Below are 21,947 nucleotides of genomic sequence, written 5' to 3'. Positions count from 1 at the left end.
TTAATTATGAAATGGAACCGAAAGATCAAAAACAAAGGTAACGCGAGTTAATGCAGTTTAGATGTCGAACAGCTTATCCAATTGACTGATGCCTAATTTTCTGTCACATCGTGAATTAATGGTGCGGATCAGTCAAAATTGTTCAGGCAAAATTGTCAGACTCAAATTATCGGACAGCGACCACAACTTTTTTACCCAAAAATTATTTACCACCTCAACCAAGCTCAAAATTAATATGCAATCTAACATAGCCTGTTGCTTGCAAAAATATAACTTAAGACATATTTTCGCCTGCCGCTGACCAACTTAAGAATTTTCATGACTTCCGGCAACTGCGTACCATTAATCGAAGGTGGGAAAATCCTGGCTAGGCGTGGAAAAACAGCTAGGATATTTGCCATTTAAGCTTTTTTAGCTCCATTTTTTTAAATCGTAGTAGCTTTAAACAGGAAATTGTAGAGTTCGTTTCTGCCCAAAATCCCTAACTCTTACCGCAGTTAGATAGACAATTCAAGGCAGAGACCGCAATATGAAATAGGCAACAAAAACTGTGTCACATCTCAAGTAGGACTTATTTTTGGCGATCGGGCATCCGGAGTGTATAACGCGAGCCAGCTAAATTTTTAGAGGTACGAGATGTTTGGGAACTTCTAAAAAAAAGCGCCGTCACGGTATCCAAATTAGTTATTTGCATAAAAAGTAGGAGTCAAAATGAACAAAGTATCTGAGAAACCAATTTATAGAGTTCTTAATCTATTGTCGCTGTTAGGGCTGACCTACTATGCAGCTACTTCCATCAATTATATTTTCGAGAGTGACGCTCACATCTATAGGTACGATAGCCAGAGCAATTCCAACGCTTCACCAGCGCAACTTGCAGCACACCGCTATGAATAAATAGTAGAGATTTTACCTGAATGAATGCCGAACCCAATTTCGGGGAATTGGCTAATCAATCGTTAATGTTCAGCTCGAAGTTAACAACAATTAGTAAAAAAGTCTTTCCTGAAAACTGAAGATTTTCACTCACAGGTATTAGCCCTCAAATGGGGAGCATCTCACTTTTGCAGACAAGCTAGAAATTGGAGTTGGGAGGCAGAAGGCAGGAGGCAGGAGGAAATAGGAAGAAAGAAGGAGCCAGAAGAAGTGTTTTTACAAATATGAGATGCTCCCGATCGAATTTACCACAAAAATTAACTGTTTAATGGGTTATCAAAAAAGACCAGGGTGATGAAAGGATGGCCAAGCATTTTCATCATTAAAAGCATTAATAGCTTTAGTAATCGCTTCATCAAGAACATTTGAAGGTGGATACGCTTCAGGACGGAAAATCGCTTTGATTTTTGCCCACTCTAACTATATGGGAGATAAATCCGGCGAGTATCGAGGTAATAATTTTACTGGGGAGCCGATAGATAGCATCAAAAATTGACGGCTTCAGCATTATGAACAGGTAAATTATCCATAACTACAATTGTGCCAACCCATAACTGCGATTCATCTGTGGACTAAATCTAAAATCTAAAATTTAAAATCTAGTGACAGTACCGTCACAAATCTACCGACCCACCGTTCGTCCCAACTTCACCAAAAGACGATCGCTGCATTGTATGATGATCCGGATGGATGTGGATCATGGTTGAAATGACGGATTGTGGTTTAAAAACAGGGTTTTTTAGCCAAAATTCTGCGTTGATCGTGACTGATTTGGCTGGAAACATCAAGGTGATGAGGCTCAAAAGCCTCTCCAGGACTGTGTTGGGATGCACTTTTGATTAAATACGACCTCCAGCGTGCGTCGGCTTGCTGTGAAAGCCAGTTAAAAAATTTTGATTTGTGGGGAACTCTTGGGGAAAATCTAAAGTCTGGTCAAATACAGTGTACTTAAAAGAAATCGCAGCTTAGTTCCAGCCCCATTGCGGGCGATCGAACTCTCCGGCGATCGACAGTGCCCGCGGGCCCGGTGCAACTTCTCAATCTTGAGAGCATACTCCCATTAAAAATGGTCTCTGTGTATCTTCCGGGTATTGTTTGAATAATGACTAGCCATATCGATGGTCATTATGGTAAACTCGCAAACGTTTAACTGGAATATTTTCGTGTTAGAGGAGGCAGTGGTGGAGTCGAGAGTCAAAAGCAGGAAACAACAGAGATTTGCTGCTCAACGAATACAGGATTCAACTCGCGCTCCGAGGCTCGCTGCTGACAATTTAAATTACATGACAGCTTATAGCAGCCGGGTAAATTAGGGTCTCAACCGATGTCCGGTTTCATTTATTGAATCCCTTTGGAGGGAAAAGTGTATTGTAGAAAAATGATTGATCTTTTAGGAGGAGTGTAAATGACACAGGTAACAAATCCAACACAACCAGCAAGTTCATTACCAGGTGGTGGTGGCGGTGGCTCAACCGTTATCGGCATCACTGGCGCCAACAGGTTGAACGGCAGCGATGGTAGCGATATTATCCTGACTTTTGGGGGCGCAGATGTCGTCGCTGGTGGCGGTGGCAACGACCTGATTATTACCGGAGGCGGAAATGACAGTATCGGTGGCGGCGACGGCAACGATAATATCTTTTCAGGCAGCGGCGCCGATGTGGTCGCTGGGGGCAGCGGCGACGACCGGATCTTTGCTGGTAAAGGGGATGACCTCGTTGATGGCGGTGACGGCAATGACTTGGTTTCTGGCGACAGAGGCAACGACACCGTACTTGGCGGAAGTGGCAGCGATACAGTCTTTGGCGGCCAAGGCAATGATATTGTCGATGGCGGCGACGGCAACGACACTGTCTACGGCGGTAAAGAAAACGATACTGTCAATGGTGGCGGTGGCAATGACTTTATCTCTGGCGACAGAGGCGCTGATGTCCTCACAGGCGGTGCTGGCAGCGATACGTTCTACTTCGCGAGTGCTGGTGGTAGCGATTACCCCCTAGACACCATCACTGACTTTACCCCAGGCGAAGATAAGATCCGCTTGAAGCAGGGCGGTGTGTTCGCTGGCTTGGGCAGCAGCTTCGAGGCAAGCGAGTTTGTCGTCGTTTCTAATTTCAACGAAAATACTCCAGGAACAGCCACGACGAACAAGTTGGTCTACGACCCAACAAGCGGTAAGTTGTTCTTCAACGGCACCAGCGGAGTGCTAACTGTTGCTCAATTGCAGCCTGGCCTGACTATTACCTCGAACAACTTCGAGTTGTTCTAAAACAACTGGCAGTTGTGGGGCAGCACCGGATAAGATTCGGGGCTGTTCTCACAAAGCCGGTAGTTTTAAAGGATTTCAACCTCACTCTGCCACCAGCGGAGTGAGGTTGAAATCTTAAATGCAAGAAATGAAGCAGGGGCAGTTACAAAAAAGTCGATCGACAGTTATTGATAAAATTAATCGATCGCCCGATCGGGCAAAATATAAATACAAAGTTTTTAAATTAGAATTTCTAGGTTTTACTGAAGCGGTAAAGAAACCGCAACTGCACCGCGAGCAATGAGCACTGAAGAATATATCCGGCAAGCCCAAATTTATTTGAACCGGGGGAAGTTAACTGAGGCGATCGAGTTTTGCAAAAAGGCGATCGAACTTCAACCGTTTTCGCCCTCGGCTTACACGACATTAGGCGAAATTCTCGACGCTCAAGGCGATCCGACGGCGGCAAGAGACGCTTTTGTGCAAGCTTTGGAGATTTCGCCACAGTTTTTTCTAGCTCATGCTTATTTGGGTCAACTTTACAGCGACTATGCGTGGCTGGATGAGGCGGTTTTTCACTACCGACAAGCTCTGGATTTGAAACCAGATTGGGCGCAAGTTCATTATAACTTGGGAAATGTTTTTCACAAGCAGGGTAATTTGTTGGCGGCGATCGACTGTTACCGAAATGCGATCGCCCAAAAACCGGATTATCTCGATGCTTTATACAATCTGGCTGTAGTTTTAGATGAAAATAGTCAGCTCAAAGCGGCAATGGATACCTACCGACAGGTGATTGCCGTGGCGCCGGATTACGTGAAAGCTTACAGCAATCTGGGTGTGATTTTGCTAAAGGACGATCGCGCTGCTGAGGCGATCGAAGTTTACCAGCGGGCGATGGAGATTAAGCCCGATTGGGCGACGCTGCACAATAATTTGGGTCAAGCCTTGCTGGATAAAAATCCCGATCGGGCGATCGCATCTTACCTCACCGCTATTGAGTTGGAGCCGGACATGGTTTTGGCTCATTACAATCTGGGGAAAGCGTGGCAATTACAGGGGGAACATTCGGCTGCGGTTGCTTGTTTCGATCGCGCGATCGAGATCAATTCTGACTATATTTCGGGCTATACAGACGCCGGGTTTTCTTTGATGGTTTTGGGCAAAATTGCTGAAGCCATGCCTTATTTTGAGCGGGCAATAGCTCTGAAGCCTGATTTTGTTGAAGCTTACTGCCGCTTAGGAGACAGGCGCAGAGTTGCGGCGGTAGAAGATGATGAATTGTCAAGGGCGATCGCTGCGTGTGATCGATTTCTCACAGCATTGATGGGAAGGAAGAAGGAAGAAGGAAGAGGGAAGAAGGAAGAAAAAGAAACTATTCCCAATGCCCAATGCCCAATGCCCAATGCCCAATTACCAATTGCTGAAATTTGCGATAATTTAGCCGAAATTTACTTGCATTTGGGAAATGCTTTAACAGAGTACGGCGGGCACGAATCTGCCACCACTTATTATCAAAAAGCTTTGCAAATTCAGCCCAAAAATGCAGAGCTTTACTGGCGGGTGGGAAATTCCTTAGCCCAGCAACAGCGCTTGGGCGCAGCAATTGCAGTTTACCGCATAGCTTTGACGATTCAACCTGCTTTACCGCAGGTTTATTTTGAGTTGGCAAAACTGCTGGAAAAACAGGGGCGCTGGGAACGGGCGATTGATTATTATCAAAAAGTTTTAGAGCTGCAATTGCACGGGTATGGGGAGCAGAAAGAATGGAAAACAAAGAGTTTTATCTTGCCAGATAACACCTCTCTAAAACCTCCTCACGGTATTTATTTAGCGAGTTGGGATTGGCTAGTTAATGCTAAGCTGGATGCTGATAATTATGTGGAAATATTTTGGAAATCGGCACCAGAAGCAAGTGCAGAAAATATTCCGAATTCCCAATTTGCGATCGCTAATTCCAAATTGGCTAATTCCGATTGTGCGGGGTTAACTTGCGGGCTGTGTTTGCAGCGACTTTCTAAGTGGTTCGATCCGGTGCATTTGGGTTGGGGAGTTTGCCGTTTGTCCAACTCGCAACCGATACCTGTGGAGGCGCCCAAGACTTTTGTGGCAGCAATTCCCAACGGGCGAGTTTGGATTGTGCCGCAGGAAAATTATTGGCTGATTTGCAAGGCGATCGCTGTAATTACTCCTGACAATTATTTGTTGGCTGATGTGTCGAGAGATTACCCGGGATTTTTGCCGGGATGCGAAAAGCATGATGTGAGAAAACACAGCGTTTTTCAGTTAGAATCCTTTCCAGGTTTAAAGCAAATTGATGGCAGCGTGGCGGTGCTTTCTGGTTTGTCGGGGAATGTCTATTTTCACTGGATGGTTGACGTTTTGCCGAGGATAGAATTGCTGCGGCACAGCGGTAGGGATTTGGCGGAGATTGATTGGTTTTTGGTGAATAGTTGTCAGCACCAATTTCAGCGGGAAAGTTTGAGAATTCTGGGCATTCCCGAAGAAAAAGTCTTGGAGAGCGATCGCTTGCCTCACATTCAAGCAACCGAGTTAATTGTGCCGTCTTTTGCGGGATATTTGGGCTGGCCTTCTGGGTGGGCGATGGATTTTTTGAGGCGGGAGTTTCTCAAGGGAATTCTACCTAGTTCGATATATCCCAAACGCATTTATATCAGCCGCAGCAAAGCCAGATATCGACGAGTTTTGAACGAGGAAGATGTGGTTGAGGTTTTGGAGAAATTTGGGTTTGTTTCTATTTTGCCGGAGTCGATGTCTTTGGCAGAGCAAATTGCTCATTTTTTCCACGCTGAGGTAATAGTTACAGCCCACGGCAGCGGATTGACAAATACGATTTTTTGTGGCAAGGGAACTAAAGTAATTGAGTTGGTGTCGCCTCACTATATCAGCCATTATTACTGGGGAATCAGTCAATATTTGCAGTTGGAACATTACTTTTTAACGGGCGAGGCTTTTGAATGCTATCCTATTAGACAGTTGATGTATCAGAATTCGCTGACTGAGGATATTTTAGTGAACTTGAGTTCGCTGAAAAGGATGGTTGAGGTGGTGGGTTTGAGTTAGTTGGTGTCTGGAGCAAGTTTAATTATGCCCTCGATTGAGAAGATGGAAAAGGCAGCGGTTGATTTGAGTCGGCAAGCAGAAGTTTATTTAGCCGATGGAAGGTTAAATGAGGCAGTTTCTGCTTGCGAGTCAGCGTTGAAAATTGAACCGAATTTGGCGGCAGCTTGTCAGACGCTGGCAAAGGTGATGCAGGTTCGAGGTGAAATCGAGCAAGCTAAGCAGTGGTATGAAAGGGCGATCGATCGCAATCCAAATTTGCCGGAAGTTTACGCTAATCTCGGCAGTTTGTATTCTCAAGAAAAACAGTGGGAAAAGGCGATCGTCAATTGTGAAAAAGCGATTTCTTTAGTACCTAATTTTGCTGCTGCTTACCGCCAGTTGGCGAGAATTTGGACGCAGTTAGAGAAGCGAGAAGAGGCGGCAGACTGTTGGTATCAAGCTTTCAATATCGAGCCGAATTGGGCAACTGCTGAGGAGCACGTCACTCTGGGAAATAGTTTTGTTGAATTGGGAAAGTGCGATCGCGCTATTGAATGTTATTCGCGGGCAATTGGGTTAAACCCGCAACTGGCAACAGCTTATCACAATTTGGGAGAAATGCTGGTTGGGGAAAAACGGTGGGATGAGGCGATCGCCAATTACCGACAAGCCATTGCCATCAATCCCAATTCGTTTGAATCTTATCACAGTTTGGGTAAAACTTGGGCGGAGCGAGGAGAAGTCGATCGGGCGATCGCCTGTTACAACAAAAGCCTCGAACTCAATCCAAATTATGCTCGTGCTTATGTGGGTTTAGGTAATGTTTTGGTGCAGAAGCGCGAGTTGGATGAAGCCATTAAATGCTACCGTCAGGCTCTTGAAATCAATGATAATTCCTACTGGGCATACAATTGCTTAGGGGATGCTTTAGCTCAAAAACAACTGTGGCCCGAAGCTATTAGTTGCTACCGCAAAGCTATTGCAATAAATCCCAATATTCCATGGTTTTATGTCAATTTGGGAGTTGCCTTAACCTGCGAAAAATCCTGGGATCAAGCTGTGGCTGCTTACCTGCACGCGGTTCAGATTGAGCCGAATTTGACGGGAATCAATCAGCGGTTGGGATATGTTTTGCGGAAGCGCAGCGAATCGGGTTTAGACAGCACAATTGAAACTTATTCCCAAGGTGTAGAGGTACTTGCAAGTGGGAAAATTTACCATAGCTTGCTGGCAATTGAGTTAGATGGAGCAGAGTTTTATATAAATTTAGGCAATAGTTTAGCGAAACAGAAGCAGTTGGAAGGTGCGATCGTATTTTATAGCATGGCACTGCAAATTGAACCCAATGCTGCGGAAGTTGTTGCAAAACTACACGAGGTTCGGGCGAAACAACAGGAGTTATACGCACAAATTGCCACTTACCGTCACCAAATAGAAATCGAGCCGACAAATTCTAAGCCTTACAACGATTTAGGAAATATTTTACCGCAATTAGGGGAATTAGAAGAAGCAATTATTTGTCACCAAAAAGCGAGCGAATTGAGGGGTTGGCCTGAGTGTGGGGCGAAAGATTATCAATTTACCCAAGATTGGTTTACCCACAATATCCCTATTTGGAAACGGCATTTGCAGGAATTTACCGGAATTGCGGATTTTCAAGTGGTGGAAATTGGCAGTTTTCAGGGAATGTCGGCTTGCTGGCTGCTGGATAATATTTTAACTCATCCGACGGCAAAGATTACTTGTATTGATTTGTATTTTCAACAACATTTTAAGGGCAATATTGTTAAAACAGGAGCAGCAGATCGGGTAATTGAATTAGAAGGTTACTCTCAAGATTTGTTAGTGAATTTGGCCTCGGAATATTACGATGTTGCTTACATTGATGGCTGTCACAAACCTACCAGCGCTCTGCAAGATGCGATTTTATCTTGGAGGTTGGTGAAAGTTGGGGGATTGATGATTTTTGACGATTACGAGTTTACGTTTCCCGACAGCCCGGAGCAAGATACTAAAATTGGGATAGATGTTTTTTTGGAGATGTTTGGAAGTCAGTTAGAAGTAGTACACAAAGGCTATCAACTGATTGTCAAAAAAATCGGCAATCAAAGTTTGGGTGAAGAGCAAACTCTGGTGTCTCTAGGTTGGGAAAAGTTGGGAGATATTGCAGCAAATGCCGGTTATTTGGATGAGGCGACCGCCCGGTATCAAACAGCTATTAAAATTAAGTCTGGCAACTACTTAACTTACCACAAGTTGGGTAAATCTCTGCAAAAAAAAGAACTATTTGACGAAGCTCGGGCCGCTTACCAACGGGCGATCGCACTCAACCCTAATTTGAGTTGGGTTCACCACTTTTTGGGGGAAACTTTACAGGCAATTGAGGAATACGACGAAGCCGCTGCTGCTTACCGCAAAGCTATTGAGTTAAATCCAGATTTTTGTTGGACTTACAACAATTTAGGTGATGTACTGATGGAGCTTTCTGAGTGGGAGGAAGCTGCTGTTGCTTACCGCAAGTTAGTTGAACTAAATCCCGATTTTTGTTGGTCTTACGATAGATTAGGTAAGGCTTTGGTTGCTCTGGAAAATTGGGAGGAGGCGGCCGCGGCTTACCGCAAAGCTATTGAATTAAATTCCGATGATTGTTGGCTGTACAATTGTTTGGGAGAAGTTCTGGAATCACAAGAAAATTGGCCCGAAGCAGCAGTGGCTTTTGGTCGTGCTATTGAGCTAGAATCTGATCATAGTTGGCTGTACAAAAAGTTGGGTGATGCACTGCGGAAGCAAGGAGAATTGGAAAGGGCGATCGCCATTTACGAAAAAGGCATCAATCTCGATCCAAAATCGTGTTGGTGTTACGAAGGATTGGGTTTGAGTTTAATGGCTAAACAGCAGTGGGAACCTGCAATCACTAATTTAGTTCAAGCCCTGCAAATTAAACCCGATTTGTTTGAAGCTTACGATAATATAGGTTATGCTCTGGGACAACAAGGAGAAGGCGATGAGAGCGATCGGGCAAATTGCAGCAATCTAATCTTACCCTTAAGTATTCTCAAAAAATACTGTGGGTTTACAGAAGATTTGACCGTTGCAGCAGAATCCAATCCTAACCTCACCTGCATTGACATTCATCCTGCGAGTCAAATCAATTTATCAGATTCCAAAACAATCGACACCAGCCGCAGATTTTGGGAACATCAAAGTCATTCGAGAAAAGCTTTTGTTGCCGTCTTGCCAAACGGACGAGCTTGGGCAGATGTTGTGACTACCGCTGTGATTACTTCAGACAATAAACTTGTTGCTGATATTTCAATGGGCTGTTCTGAATTGGTAATCACTTCCGACAAATTGCCTCCCGCTGAACACTTGGAGGGAAATGTGGCTTTTTTATCTGCTCGCTGGGGTGGAGCCGCTTATTTTCATTGGATGTTTGATGTGATTACGCGCTTTGATCTTTTGCAGCGTAGCGGATTGATAGAAACTATAGATAAGTTTGTTGTCAATGCCAGGGATTATTCCTATCAAGCAGAAACTTTAGATACTTTAGGAATTCCTCAAAATAAACTTTTAGAAAGTCGCTGCCATTTACACATTACAGCAGATAAATTAATAGTTCCGTCAATATCTTATGACGGGTCGGGGGCGGTTTCTAAATGGAAGTGTGAATTTCTCAAACAGACCTTTTTAAATGAACAACAGCCAGTAAATACAGACTACTCAGAGCGAATTTATATCAGCCGCCAACAAGCATCCTATCGGCAAATCGTCAACGATGAAGAGGTAATTAAATACTTAGAAAAATTTGGGTTCCGCAGTGTCAAGCTGGAAACGATGTCGATAGCGGAACAAGCATCGTGTTTGGCTGCTGCTAAAGTAGTTGTCGCACCCCACGGAGGGGGATTGACAAATCTAGTTTTTTGCAGCCCGGGAACTAAGGTGATTGAGATTTTTTCTCCCCTTTACGTCCCGCACTGTTATTGGATGATTAGCAATTTGTGCGGTTTGGAACATTACTATTTAATTTGTGATTTGGTTGATGATGGAACTCCGACCAAACCTTTACATAAAGATATGCAGTTGGATTTGAGTTCGCTGGAGAAATTACTTGCTATGGCAGGAGTTTTGCATGGATAATGACTACCACGATTTGGGAAATTCCCTGCAAGAATGCGGTCGGTTTGATGAGTCTGTTGCTGCTTACAAAAAAGCTATTGAATTAAATCCTAATTTTTCTTGGTCTTATCACAGTTTGGGCGATGTTTTGCTGAAACTTGAAAAATGGGAGGAAGCTGTCGCTGCTTACAAAAAAGCTGTTGAGTTAAATCCTGATTTTTCCTGGTCATATCACAATCTGGGCGATGCTTTGCTGAAACTTCGGCGATGGGAAGAGGCTGCTGCTGCTTACCGCTGCGAGATTGCACTCAACTCGGATTTTGCTTGGTCTTTTTGCAATTTAGGCGACGCTTTAACTAAACTCAAACAGTGGGATGAAGCTATCGCTACGTATTTAAAAGCTATTGAAATTGATGGAGATTTGCCGGGAATTTACGAGAAGTTGGGAGACGCTCTCGGACAAACAGATTCTGATTTAAACTTTGTGTTAGAACAATATCAATTGCAAATTACACCGAAAAATTGGGAGTTTTATTTGCAGTTAGGAAAGAATTTAGCCAAGTACGATCGCCCAAAAAGCGCAATTATTTTTTACCAATTTCTCTTGACATCTCTGCCGAATTGTAGTTATGTGTCAGCGGAATTAGAGGAGTTGTTGCAGCAGCAAGAAAAGTGCGTTAGCAAAGCCCTCGAAGAGGATCGCGCCTTAGCCTCATCTCGCGCAACTGTCGCCCAAAAACCAGATGATTGCTGGTCTTATTACAATTTAGGTGCTGTTCTGAGCCACCAAAAATCTTGGGAGGAAGCGGCGGTGGCATTTTTCCAAGCAATAGAAATAAATCCCGATCTTCCTTGGTGGTTTTATTACAATTTGTGGGAAGTTTTTGTTAGGCAAAACAAGCTAGATGAAGTTGAGAACTTGTGCCGCGAAGTTGTTGCAGCTAAACCGGAGGCTTTTTGGCCTTATCTGAATTTGGGGGAAGCTTTGACGAGGCAAGGTAAAATTGCTGAGGCGATTGATTTTTATCGAACTGTCAGTTACAAACAAAGTTTTGCATCTGTTATCAGTAAGAGAACAGGCAAGATGCCTGTTCTACAAGCAGATACAGGCAAGATGCCTGTTCCACAAAATTGGAACTTAAAACCCGTCAAAGTTCCTAACTTTATAATTATTGGTTCTCAGCGGTGCGGGACGACTTCTCTGTATACTTATTTAGCTCAACACCCGCAAATTTTGACTCCGATTAAAAAGGAGATGGATTTTTTTTCGTGGCACTTTGACAGAGGGATTGATTGGTATTTGGCTCATTTTCCACCAATGCCTTCGGGAGAGGAATTTTTGACGGGCGAAGCAAGTCCTAGCTATTTTGACTATCGGGAAGCACCGGAACGGCTCTACAGCTTGTTTCCAGAGTCTAAACTGATTGTACTGTTGCGAAATCCGGTCGATCGGGCGATTTCTCAATTTTACCGCTTGACTGGCTTGAATTGGGAATCGCGAGCGCTCGATCGAGTAATTAGCGATGAAATTGAACGGTTGAATCAAAATCCAGAATACATCATCGGCGAGGAACCGGGCAATTATTTAGCTCGCGGTAGGTACATAGAATTTATTAAAAACTGGCGGACTTTCTTTCCTACAGAACAGTTGCTAATTTTGAAAAGCGAAGATTTTTATGCAGATGCAGCGACAACAGTCAAGCCAGTTTTAGAATTCTTAGATTTGCCGGGATATCAATTGTCTGAGTACCAAAATGCTAATCCCGGTTCTTACGAGCGAGTAAATGAATCGGTTCGCGACAGGTTAAGCGATTATTTCCGACCTTACAATCAGGAATTAGAGGAATATTTGGGGAGGCAGTTTGATTGGGAATAAAGTTGAGCTAAGATTAGAACAACTTGTAAGGAGGTAATACCGATGCTGACGAGCGAGCTAGATACGCTACTTAAGGAACAAGCATTCCAACGCCAAGATCCTGAAGATCGCTACATTACCGATAGCGCCAACTGGGAACAATACGAGACACTGCTGAATCGGATTGGAGATGCGGCAGGATATCGAGTTACTTATTTAGATGGAGTTTTGGAAATTATGTCGCCTTCTCGCCGCCATGAAAGTAGAAAAACTCGCATTGGAGATCTGCTGCTTATTTATTTTGTAGAAGCTGACATCGAATATTTCCCTTTTGGGTCTACAACTCTGCGACAAGAGGAAAAACGTGGCGGTACGGAACCAGATGAAGCTTACTGTATTGGCACAGATAAAGAATTTCCCGATTTGGTAATTGAAGTGATTGTTACCAGTGGCAGCATCAATAAACTAGAACTGTATAGAAGGTTGAATGTGCGAGAGGTTTGGTTCTGGCGAAATGACCGATTTTCTATCTACCATTTGCGAGAAGAAATCCCGGTTGAATTCGTGTCAAACTGCGGTTATGAATTAATCACACAAAGCGAATTGCTACCGGGAATTGATATCGATATGTTGACAGAATGTGTAAAAAATCCTCACCCGTTAGCAGCAGCAAAGGAATGGAGACAGAATTGCCGACCTACTTAAACAGCAAGTTTTAAATCTGCTAGCTGTCGCAAAGACAATGAACTGAGCTCGCGCGCGCCACGAGATTGATTCGGACTATGATTCAAACTATCGTCGCAAAGACAATGGACTGAGCTCGCGCGCGCCCAAGTCCGAGAAAAAACCCGCCTAGCCTTGACAAGTCATACTCGTTATGAGTACGCTATAATAAGCAAAGGAATTGAACCCAAGTACCCAAAAATTTAAAATCATGCTGACGAACCAAGAAGGTCAAAGAGTACCCAAAGTCACCTTTCGCACTCGCAAAGACAACGAGTGGGTCGATGTCACCACCGATGATATATTTGCAGGCAAAACCGTAGCAGTGTTCTCGCTGCCTGGAGCTTTTACTCCCACTTGTTCGTCAACGCACCTCCCCGGTTACAACGAATTGGCGAAAGTTTTCAAAGAAAACGGCGTAGATGAAATCGTTTGCATTTCCGTCAATGACACCTTTGTGATGAACGAGTGGGCCAAAGACCAAGAAGCAGACAATGTGACATTAATTCCCGACGGTAACGGCGAATTTACCGAAGGCATGGGAATGCTGGTAGACAAAACAGATTTAGGCTTTGGCAAGCGGTCTTGGCGTTATTCGATGCTGGTAAAAGATGGCTTGGTTGAAAAAATGTTTATTGAGCCAGAGGAACCGGGCGACCCTTTCAAAGTGTCCGATGCCGAGACGATGCTCAACTACATCAACTCCGCAGCAACCAAGCCGAAGGTAGTTTCGCTGTTTACAAAAATGGGCTGTCCCTTCTGCGCTAAGGCTAAGGCAATGCTGAGTCAGAAGGGCTTGGATTATGAAGAAATCGTCTTGGGCCGGGATATCACAACTCGATCGCTCCGGGCTGTGACTGGGGCTACAACAGTGCCGCAAGTATTTATCGACGGCAAGTTGATCGGTGGTTCCGAAGCCCTAGAGTCTTATTTGTCTGTTGCTTAATTAAACAACAATAACTTAGCCTGCGGGTGCACAGTGCACACCTTCGTTGTAGGGTGCGTACTGTGCACCTTTGCCGTATTTGGGGGTATTTAGCCCGATCGAGCTTCTGAGTCAAAAGTTTGATCGGTCTATTGATCCATTCTCGTGCAACAATTACTGGGGAAGTAATATTAAAAACGCAACGAATGGGAGTGACCGATCGTGGATTTGAGTTTAGTATCGTCAAATATCTTAAATCCCCCAATATTAGCTTTTTTCATGGGAATGCTGGCCATTTTTCTCAAATCTGATTTAGAAATTCCAGCGCCCATCCCTAAACTGTTTTCGCTGTACCTGCTGTTTGCGATCGGATTTAAAGGTGGCGTCGAACTGTCCAAAAGCGGAATTGACCAGCAAATCGCCCTGACAATTTTGGCAGCGATGCTGATGTCAATGCTAGTACCAGTTTATACTTTTTTCATACTGAGAATCAAACTTGACTCCTACAATGCTGCCGCGATCGCAGCCACCTACGGTTCCATCAGCGCCGTCACATTTATCACCGCAACCTCCTTCCTCACAGCACAGGGGATCGACTTTGACGGTTACATGGTAGCCGCGCTAGCATTAATGGAATCCCCAGCAATTATAGTCGGTCTGATTCTAGTTAGTGTATTTGGTGGGGAAGAAGGAAAACGCGAAATAGTTTGGTCCGAAGTGTTGCAAGAAGCATTCCTAAACAGTTCAGTTTTTCTGCTGATTGGCAGCCTAATTATGGGCGTACTGACCGGAGAACATGGTTGGGAAGTTATGAGTCCGTTTACTCAAGACTTGTTTTACGGAGTTCTGACTTTTTTCTTGCTAGACATGGGGCTGGTTGCTGCTAGCAGAATTAAAGATTTGCAAGAAGCAGGAATTTTTCTGATTGGCTTTGCAATCCTAATTCCCATAGTCAACGCAGTAATTGCTTTGGTAATAGCCAAATTAATCGGAATGCCGCAGGGAGATACTTTGCTGTTTGCCGTATTGTGCGCGAGTGCTTCTTATATAGCAGTACCAGCAGCCATGCGCCTAACTGTTCCCGAAGCGAATCCAAGTCTTTACATTTCAACGGCCTTAGCAGTGACATTTCCATTTAATATCATTGTAGGCATTCCCCTGTATCTATACGGAATCAATATGTTTTGGAGGTGAGATGATGGAGTCAGTCAAAAGAGTAGAAATCATAGCCCACTCAGTAGAACTCGGCAAGATTTTAGACGGTTTAGATAAAGCTGGCGTACCCGGCTATTCGGTGATTCGTGATGTCGCTGGAAAAAGCACTAGGGATCACGTTTCCCGTGATTCATCAATGACGGCGCTGGATAACATTTATGTGCTTGCTTTTTGTTCACCAGCTCAAGTTTCAGCAGTTGCAGAAAACATTAGACCCGTACTCAATAAATTTGGTGGGTCGTGTTTTATTTCAGATGCGGTGGAATTGCTAATTACTAGGTGCGTCGGGTAGTCATTAGTTATTAGTGATTGGTGATTATACCAATTCGGAAAATTTGAGCTGCACCTATAACAATCCTCGCATCATTTGTAAATTTCTTACTCCCTCCCCGCCAGTTCGGGGAGAGTTGGGGTGGGGTAAAAAAATTACGACTCCTGCAAGGATTGCTATAGATTGTATGCCCTATGTCTAGGGACACGGCATTGCTGTGTCCTTGCGCGTATCTGCGACTTTAATCCTAGGCTTTGGTTCCGACAATCGCCACTGGTGAGAATGCCAATCCGTTTCGCCTTTTGAATAAGTTTTTTATTATTACTTTAGACTGATTTTGAAAAAGCGATTTTGAAAATAATTTCTGTCTATTATAGCACTTTTACAATTTGACTTAAATCAGCCATTAGCCATTAGTCAGCGGTTATTTCAGGATGAATTGCCCTTCCCAGCCGGGGGAGAATTCAGAATTCTTAAGAGATAGAAAAGAATCAGTTGCAAAAATCAGTGAGCGTGGTAAATTCTAAGCCACAACAGGCGATCCTCTGCGAGGACTTCGCTAACGCCCGATCGACTAACGATATTTTCAATAGGAGTTTAAACATGGCTGCATTAAAAGTCGGCATCAACGGATTTGGTCGCATCGGACGGCTAGTCATGCGTGCTGGCATCAAAAACCCCAACATCGAATTTGTCGGCATTAACGACTTAGTTTCGCCAGAAAACCTGGCTTATCTTTTCAAATACGACTCCACCCACGGCATTTACGACGGCGAAGTTGAAAGCAAACCAGACGGGATTGTCGTTGACGGAAAATTTATCCCCTGTACAGCGATTAGAAATCCTGCCGAATTGCCCTGGGGTAAATCCGGCGCAGATTATGTTGTAGAATCTACCGGATTGTTTACAGATTTTGAAGGCGCATCAAAACACTTGACGGCGGGAGCAAAACGAGTAATACTTTCAGCACCGACAAAAGACCCGGAAAAAGTTCCAACTTTTCTAGTAGGCGTCAACCACCACAAATTTGACCCGGCAAAAGATACGGTTGTTTCTAATGCTAGCTGTACGACGAATTGTTTAGCACCAATCGCCAAAGTGATCAACGATAACTTCGGATTGGAAGAAGGTTTAATGACTACAGTTCACGCAATGACAGCTACTCAACCAACTGTAGACGGCCCTAGCCAAAAAGATTGGCGGGGAGGACGCGGTGCAGCTCAAAATATTATTCCATCTTCGACCGGTGCAGCGAAAGCTGTTACTTTGGTGTTGCCAGAATTGAAAGGAAAATTGACTGGAATGGCTTTGCGCGTGCCAACTCCCGACGTGTCTGTAGTTGACCTTACTTTCAAAACGGCGAAGGAAACTAGCTATAAAGAAATTTGCGAGGCAATGAAAAAAGCTTCAGAGGGCGAACTCAAAAACATTCTTGGATATACTGAGGATGCAGTTGTTTCGACAGATTTTAAGGGCGACGCGCGATCGAGCATTTTCGATGCAGGTGCGGGAATTGAACTGAATTCTAAGTTTTTTAAAGTGGTTTCCTGGTACGACAACGAGTGGGGTTATTCTAGCCGCGTGATTGACTTAATGCTGTCTATGGCCGAGAAAGACGGAATTTTGAATAATTAATTTTTTTGGGGTGGCATTTTGGGCGGGCTCGCGTATCCACCCCACAAACAAATTCCTATGATTTTTTGTGGAACTGGCTGTCCGGCCCGTTCCTGATCATGTTATCTAATGTGAGTTAAACTTTTTTTATTTCCGATTCGATCGCGCTTATGTCTGAATTACCACCGCTGAATAACGAAACTATTTGGGCTATTCTCAACGAAGAAATCGACGATGCTGCTGTCAACCGATTAGTTTGGCAATATCTGGGCTACCGCTGGGATGCCGAGACTGACAAGTGGAACAGTGCAGGTGTTGCAGCCGAGTGGCGGCAAGAGTACCCGGAACCGCCGGATTTTATCGATTCTAGGCCGGCGACGGTAAAATTGACTCGATCGACTCCTCCAGAAAACAAGCAGTTGCTGAAGGAAAAATTGGGCTTTAAAGGCTATAAAATTGGGGAATTCGGGCCCAGACAGACTCGCAGGGCGACGATGGCTAATTGGTTGATGGGTTTTATGGAAGCTGGGGCGTAAGAGGAATTTTGGATGGCTGTGCGGTTGTGGCCACCGTTAAAGTACAGAGATATTAAATTTATTGGCAGGAAAACCCCTAAATCCCTATAAAGGATTGAAAGCTTGATTAAACTCTTCCTTTCTTTCTCAGTGTCCTCTGCGTCCTCTGCGGTTAATTAACCAAAATTAAGCCTGTTGAAAGTCCCAACACACTAAAGCCCGCCAATTCCAACCTCCTCACCCCCCAACCCTGACATCGGACTGTTCCGTAAAGTATCCTAGAGTCGGCACAAAACAACTGTGAGGTAAGCTTTATGAAAACAACCACCATATCTCGCTTAACCAGCATTTCCCTCGCTACTCTAATGCTAGCAGGCGTCTCAGTAAATGCGATCGCCACACCAGCCACCACCGAACCCGCAACCCAACTCGCCCAAGCAACGGCCAAAAAACGCCTCGTCGTCATGGACTTCGACTACGGCCCCACCAACAGCTATTACACTTCCTACAGGGGAGTCGGCGCCGCCAAAGGCATCAGCGAACTGTTAATCAACGAACTCGTCAACAACGGCACTTATACAGTAGTCGATCGCAGCAAACTCGAACAAGTGCTCAAACAGCAAAATCGCAGCGGCGCGATGGATGCTGGCACAGCAGCCGAAATTGGCAAACAATTAGGAGTTGACGCCGTGCTCATCGGCACCATTACCAAGTTTAATATCGACAAACAATCCGGCGGCGGCAGTTTCATGGGAATCGGCGCGGGTTCACAAAAAACCAAAGCTACCGTTCAAATAGATGTGCGGTTAATCGGTACAGCTTCGGGAGATATTCTTGCCACAGCCAAAGCAGTAGGAGAAGCAGATCAAAGCGATTCTAATATTTCTGTCAGAGGTATCAGCAGCAATTCTGGCAGCAGCAATGAAGACTCACTTTTGAGCGCGGCAGTTGACAAAGCCGTATCCCAAATGGTGACTAAACTGGCAGAAGTATCTAACAAATTAGGTTAGCAATTTTGAAACCTTGTTAGATTTGAGATTGGTAATTTAATAATTTCCCATCTCAAATCTAAAATTATGCCAGCTACTTGACCACCGATGGTATCAGTTATATCATGTCCGATCGATTAACCATAATATCCCGGTCGGGGCGGGTTTTTGAGATTGTTAATTATTGCCAGGTACTGTTGGCTTACGGGTTCCTGCAAAAATGGCGATCGCTCGACCGGACATGATATTAATCTTAGTTTTGTTGAGAAATCTGCATTTTTGTTTCTACTAAACTCTATCAATTTAGATAAATATACTCAAGCATTAACAGTTTAATTTGCATTGGGATTTGAGTCAGAATCAACACATTTCCCCTTTTGAATTTGGTTTAAGGATAGGTTAGAGACTACTTTAGAAATGGCATCTTGTTCTTGAATCCATCCGATTTCCCCCGGTTGCAGCTTGGCGCTTTCTACTTCAACTGTTGCCTTAACTGGCGGGGAAGGCGAGGGATTTGCCACAGCGGGAGATGGATTCAGTGTCGGTTTTGAAACTGTAGAAAAATCTTTATTTGACTCGGGTTTGGGAGAGTTCGATCGCACTATTTCAGGAATCGAACAAACTTTCAATTCCAGCCAATTGCCTTGAGGCGTAAGCTGTTTGTTTGTCACCTGCAAAACGCTGCCGGCTGGGACTGTTCCTTTGACAGTCAACTCACCGATTGCGCCTTGCAAATCCAAGCCATCGCCCTCTTTTCCTAATTCCCCAGTCGCAGAACTTTTAATCTCTATAAACGAGCCTGTTTCTAAAGATTTGACCGGAGAAGCTACAGATTCAACTGTTTTCTCCGGCGTCTTTCCAGCTTTAATTAAACCGCGTTTCCCGAAAATCGACTCCCCGGCAGTATCAATCGCGCGACCCACCGGAGGGATGAAAAAATAAGCAAATACACCCCCCAAGCCTAATAAAAATAAAATTTTCAGCAGCAGCGAAAATGGGCTTTTGCTTTTTTCCGGCTGTAACAACTGCGTTTTTCCTTCAGAATTCGCACCGCCAAGGCTTGTGGGCCCATTCAAATCCGTTGGCATATCCTCGCTATCGGAAATTAGTTCGATCGGCGTATCTAAAGGTGCGACAGACAGTTCTGTAAAAGTATTGCCGTCTTCCCTCAAATGTGCTTGACAGTGAATTAAAGCAACAGTGACGTTATCGTGACCGTTTCTAGTATTAGCAATCTCAATCAGTCGATCGCGCGCCTTACCCAAACTAATGCTACCGTCGAGAATTGGCAAAATCTCCGCTTCCCAACATTCCTCAACCCGGTCTTTATCACTCAAACCGTCGGAACACAGCAGCAAAACGCAGTCTTCATCCACCGGAAAACGCTGTATAGTCGGGTGCAGAGTGTTGGACGAAGTAATCCCCAAAGCTTGAATCAGAGCTCCGGCGGCCACTTGTTCCAAAGCATCCCGGTAGAGAGAGTAGCCCAAACGCACCTCGCGGCAAGCCACATTATCATCGAGAGTAACTTGATAGCAGCCGGTACGAGTAATCCAGTAAGCCCGACTGTCTCCGACGTGGGCGACATAGAGCTCGTGAATATGGGCTAAACCCATAACTAGCGTAGTTCCCATCCGCTGGCGGCCTTGGCGGTGTTCGCTGTCGTTGCGACTGGCTATCTTGTCGTTAGCAGCACAAGCCGCCCGTTCCAGCTTGGAAGTCAGGCTCAATGGGTCCCAATTAGCCTGATGCAGGGGCATTTGCTGCAACTTGTCGCACAGCACACCAATTGCTTCTTCCGAAGCGACTTCGCCGCCGTCTTGTCCACCGATACCGTCGCAGACGATCGCGCAAGCTTCTGCGCCCGGGTTTCCTGCGAACAGCGTACCGCTGGGCGGATAGCAAGCATCTTCATTGTGAGCGCGGGATCTGCCTACATCCGTGCCCGTGGCAATTTCAACGTGACGATCGTAAAATCGGCCGCACTTTGCCAAAGCTTTATCCAACTGGCCCATCAGTTGTTCGCCGTGGCGCACTTGACCGGCAACCATTTGCTGGCAAAGTTGCCTTAAAAAATTGGCAATAGTTGGGTGAGCATCTTCGAGCCACTGCTGCCACAATTTGCCCAACTGCGACAAATGAGGCGGTTTGTGATCGGGCTGCAATTCCAGAAACCGCACCAATTGCCCTTCCACCCGTAGCAGTTCCGGAGTCAGCAGCGTCGAAGCCACGCCCTGAGCGATACAAGGCTGCCACAACTGAGCCATTTGCCACAGCCAATTGAGCTGGCGCATCGCTGCGGCTCCTTTCCAGGAGTCCGCCAATTCCGGCATTAAAGATTCCGTCACCTTCAAAATAGGCACGTTTTCCAGTAGCCAGATATCTCCCGATAGCTTGCTCATCCTGGACGATACCAGGCCGTATACTTGAGGTACGTGCAACTGATAGGCAAACAGTCTCAGATAAGGAGTGACAACACTCGGAATCTCTTCGGGCAGTTCCGGCAAGTGTTCGGGTTGAGTATCGACAAGAAGTCGATCGCGCTTGACCAAGTAGCGACCAGCGATCAGATCGCCTGGCTTACACCCTTTGATCCCTTCACCTAAAGCCCATAAGTAGTGTTTTGCCACAGAGTTTTGCATAAGGGTTCCTGACGCCTTTGGGCAAGCGTGCTGATCTGAACTATTTTAGCGATTGAACCTCGACGGGTTGATACGTGGCGATTATTTGACACCCCCGCTTTCTCAACAGACGCAGATTCTTAAGACTTCGCAGTCCTAATATCCTGATTTTTCAGGTTCCCGGGCTCACCACGTTTCCACTGTTGTGTGCGTAGTGATATCTGACTTTCCCCCAGTCTAGGGGTAGGTTTTAATGTCTTGTACTGACACGAACAGTTTACCATTTTGTTGACTGCCGGATGAATTTTACTATGAGCTTTCAGGGTTAGACGATCGCGCGACACCCCAGTCATCGGTTGGAAATCACGCTGTTTTCAGCATATTCCTGATAGCGGCAATTTCCGAAGAAATCGCAGCACTCAAGGGAATTGAGATTTTATACTAACTCTAATGGTATGATGCTGCTAGGTAGAAATCACCTGAGCCGACAGGTATAAATAAATATCACTTCTCGGTTTTCTCGCCAAGGGTGTTCATTGCCTCTTGACCGAGTTTCGCAAGTTAAGTTAAATTTAACCTGGTCCAAAGACGGATAAAAGCCCCCAGATTCATCTCTGGAGTCCATCTAAAGTATAAAATCTACAATCTCACATCTCACATCTCACATCTACTGCCGGATGCCAGCCCCCGACAGGAGTCGGGGAGAGAAAAAAAAATTAGATATTAGTTCAAGCCCCCAGATTCATCTGTGGAGTCAATCTAAAATCTAAAATCGACTGACCGGCCTCTGCAAGCTGTTGAGAATTGTAAAAGTTCATTAAACTTTTAAGCATTAATAAACAATAGTAGTATCATC

At 44.9% G+C, this 21,947-nt stretch carries 13 protein-coding genes; 12 read left to right on the top strand and 1 reads right to left on the bottom strand.

Going from position 1 to position 21,947, the window contains the following annotated elements; genetic code table 11:
• Positions 1–2,341: 2,341 nt before the first annotated feature.
• From QUA03_RS17460 to QUA03_RS17405, 12 genes are all read left to right on the top strand, one after another.
• A complete protein-coding gene (locus QUA03_RS17460) occupies positions 2,342–3,205 on the top strand; it encodes a calcium-binding protein (RefSeq protein WP_333213507.1) in 864 nt (287 codons plus the stop codon).
• A gap of 118 nt (positions 3,206–3,323) precedes the next feature.
• Entirely contained in the window at positions 3,324–3,488 is a 165-nt protein-coding gene (locus QUA03_RS17455; RefSeq protein ID WP_333213506.1) for a hypothetical protein, read from the top strand.
• Positions 3,485–6,268, top strand: a complete 2,784-nt coding sequence (locus QUA03_RS17450; RefSeq protein WP_333213505.1) for a tetratricopeptide repeat protein — start codon at positions 3,485–3,487, stop codon at positions 6,266–6,268. Before QUA03_RS17455 ends, QUA03_RS17450 begins: the two co-directional genes overlap by 4 nt.
• A 24-nt stretch (positions 6,269–6,292) precedes the next feature.
• Positions 6,293–10,384 carry a tetratricopeptide repeat protein gene (locus tag QUA03_RS17445; protein WP_333213504.1) on the top strand — a complete coding sequence of 1,364 codons (4,092 nt, stop codon included), beginning with the start codon at positions 6,293–6,295 and terminating at the stop codon, positions 10,382–10,384.
• Complete coding sequence (locus QUA03_RS17440) at positions 10,377–12,239, top strand: tetratricopeptide repeat protein (RefSeq protein ID WP_333213503.1); 1,863 nt, start codon at positions 10,377–10,379, stop codon at positions 12,237–12,239. Before QUA03_RS17445 ends, QUA03_RS17440 begins: the two co-directional genes overlap by 8 nt.
• A gap of 42 nt (positions 12,240–12,281) precedes the next feature.
• Positions 12,282–12,923: a Uma2 family endonuclease gene (locus tag QUA03_RS17435; protein ID WP_333213502.1), complete on the top strand. Its 642-nt coding sequence runs from the start codon at positions 12,282–12,284 to the stop codon at positions 12,921–12,923.
• Between the two features lie 229 nt (positions 12,924–13,152).
• Positions 13,153–13,887, top strand: coding sequence for a glutathione peroxidase (locus QUA03_RS17430; protein ID WP_333213501.1), 735 nt, complete (start codon positions 13,153–13,155; stop codon positions 13,885–13,887).
• A gap of 201 nt (positions 13,888–14,088) precedes the next feature.
• Positions 14,089–15,060, top strand: a complete 972-nt coding sequence (locus QUA03_RS17425; RefSeq protein ID WP_333213500.1) for a sodium-dependent bicarbonate transport family permease — start codon at positions 14,089–14,091, stop codon at positions 15,058–15,060.
• 1 nt (position 15,061) lies between these two features.
• A complete protein-coding gene (locus tag QUA03_RS17420; RefSeq protein ID WP_223300725.1) occupies positions 15,062–15,373 on the top strand; it encodes a P-II family nitrogen regulator in 312 nt (103 codons plus the stop codon).
• Positions 15,374–15,955: 582 nt separating this feature from the next.
• Positions 15,956–16,987 carry a type I glyceraldehyde-3-phosphate dehydrogenase gene (gene gap / locus QUA03_RS17415; protein ID WP_333213499.1) on the top strand — a complete coding sequence of 344 codons (1,032 nt, stop codon included), beginning with the start codon at positions 15,956–15,958 and terminating at the stop codon, positions 16,985–16,987.
• 149 nt (positions 16,988–17,136) lie between these two features.
• A complete protein-coding gene (locus tag QUA03_RS17410) occupies positions 17,137–17,502 on the top strand; it encodes a DUF1823 family protein (RefSeq protein ID WP_333213498.1) in 366 nt (121 codons plus the stop codon).
• A gap of 293 nt (positions 17,503–17,795) precedes the next feature.
• Positions 17,796–18,491, top strand: coding sequence for an LPS assembly lipoprotein LptE (locus QUA03_RS17405; protein ID WP_333213497.1), 696 nt, complete (start codon positions 17,796–17,798; stop codon positions 18,489–18,491).
• A gap of 311 nt (positions 18,492–18,802) precedes the next feature.
• Here QUA03_RS17405 and QUA03_RS17400 read toward each other — a convergent pair whose 3' ends face one another.
• Positions 18,803–21,112 (bottom strand): protein phosphatase 2C domain-containing protein, encoded by a 2,310-nt coding sequence (locus tag QUA03_RS17400; protein ID WP_333213496.1) that lies wholly within the window; start codon positions 21,110–21,112, stop codon positions 18,803–18,805.
• Positions 21,113–21,947 lie beyond the last annotated feature (835 nt).

Source organism: Microcoleus sp. S36b_A4 (genome assembly GCF_036700645.1).
In the GTDB taxonomy this organism is placed as follows: domain Bacteria; phylum Cyanobacteriota; class Cyanobacteriia; order Cyanobacteriales; family Microcoleaceae; genus Microcoleus.
This window is presented reverse-complemented; position numbering and strand designations above follow the sequence as displayed.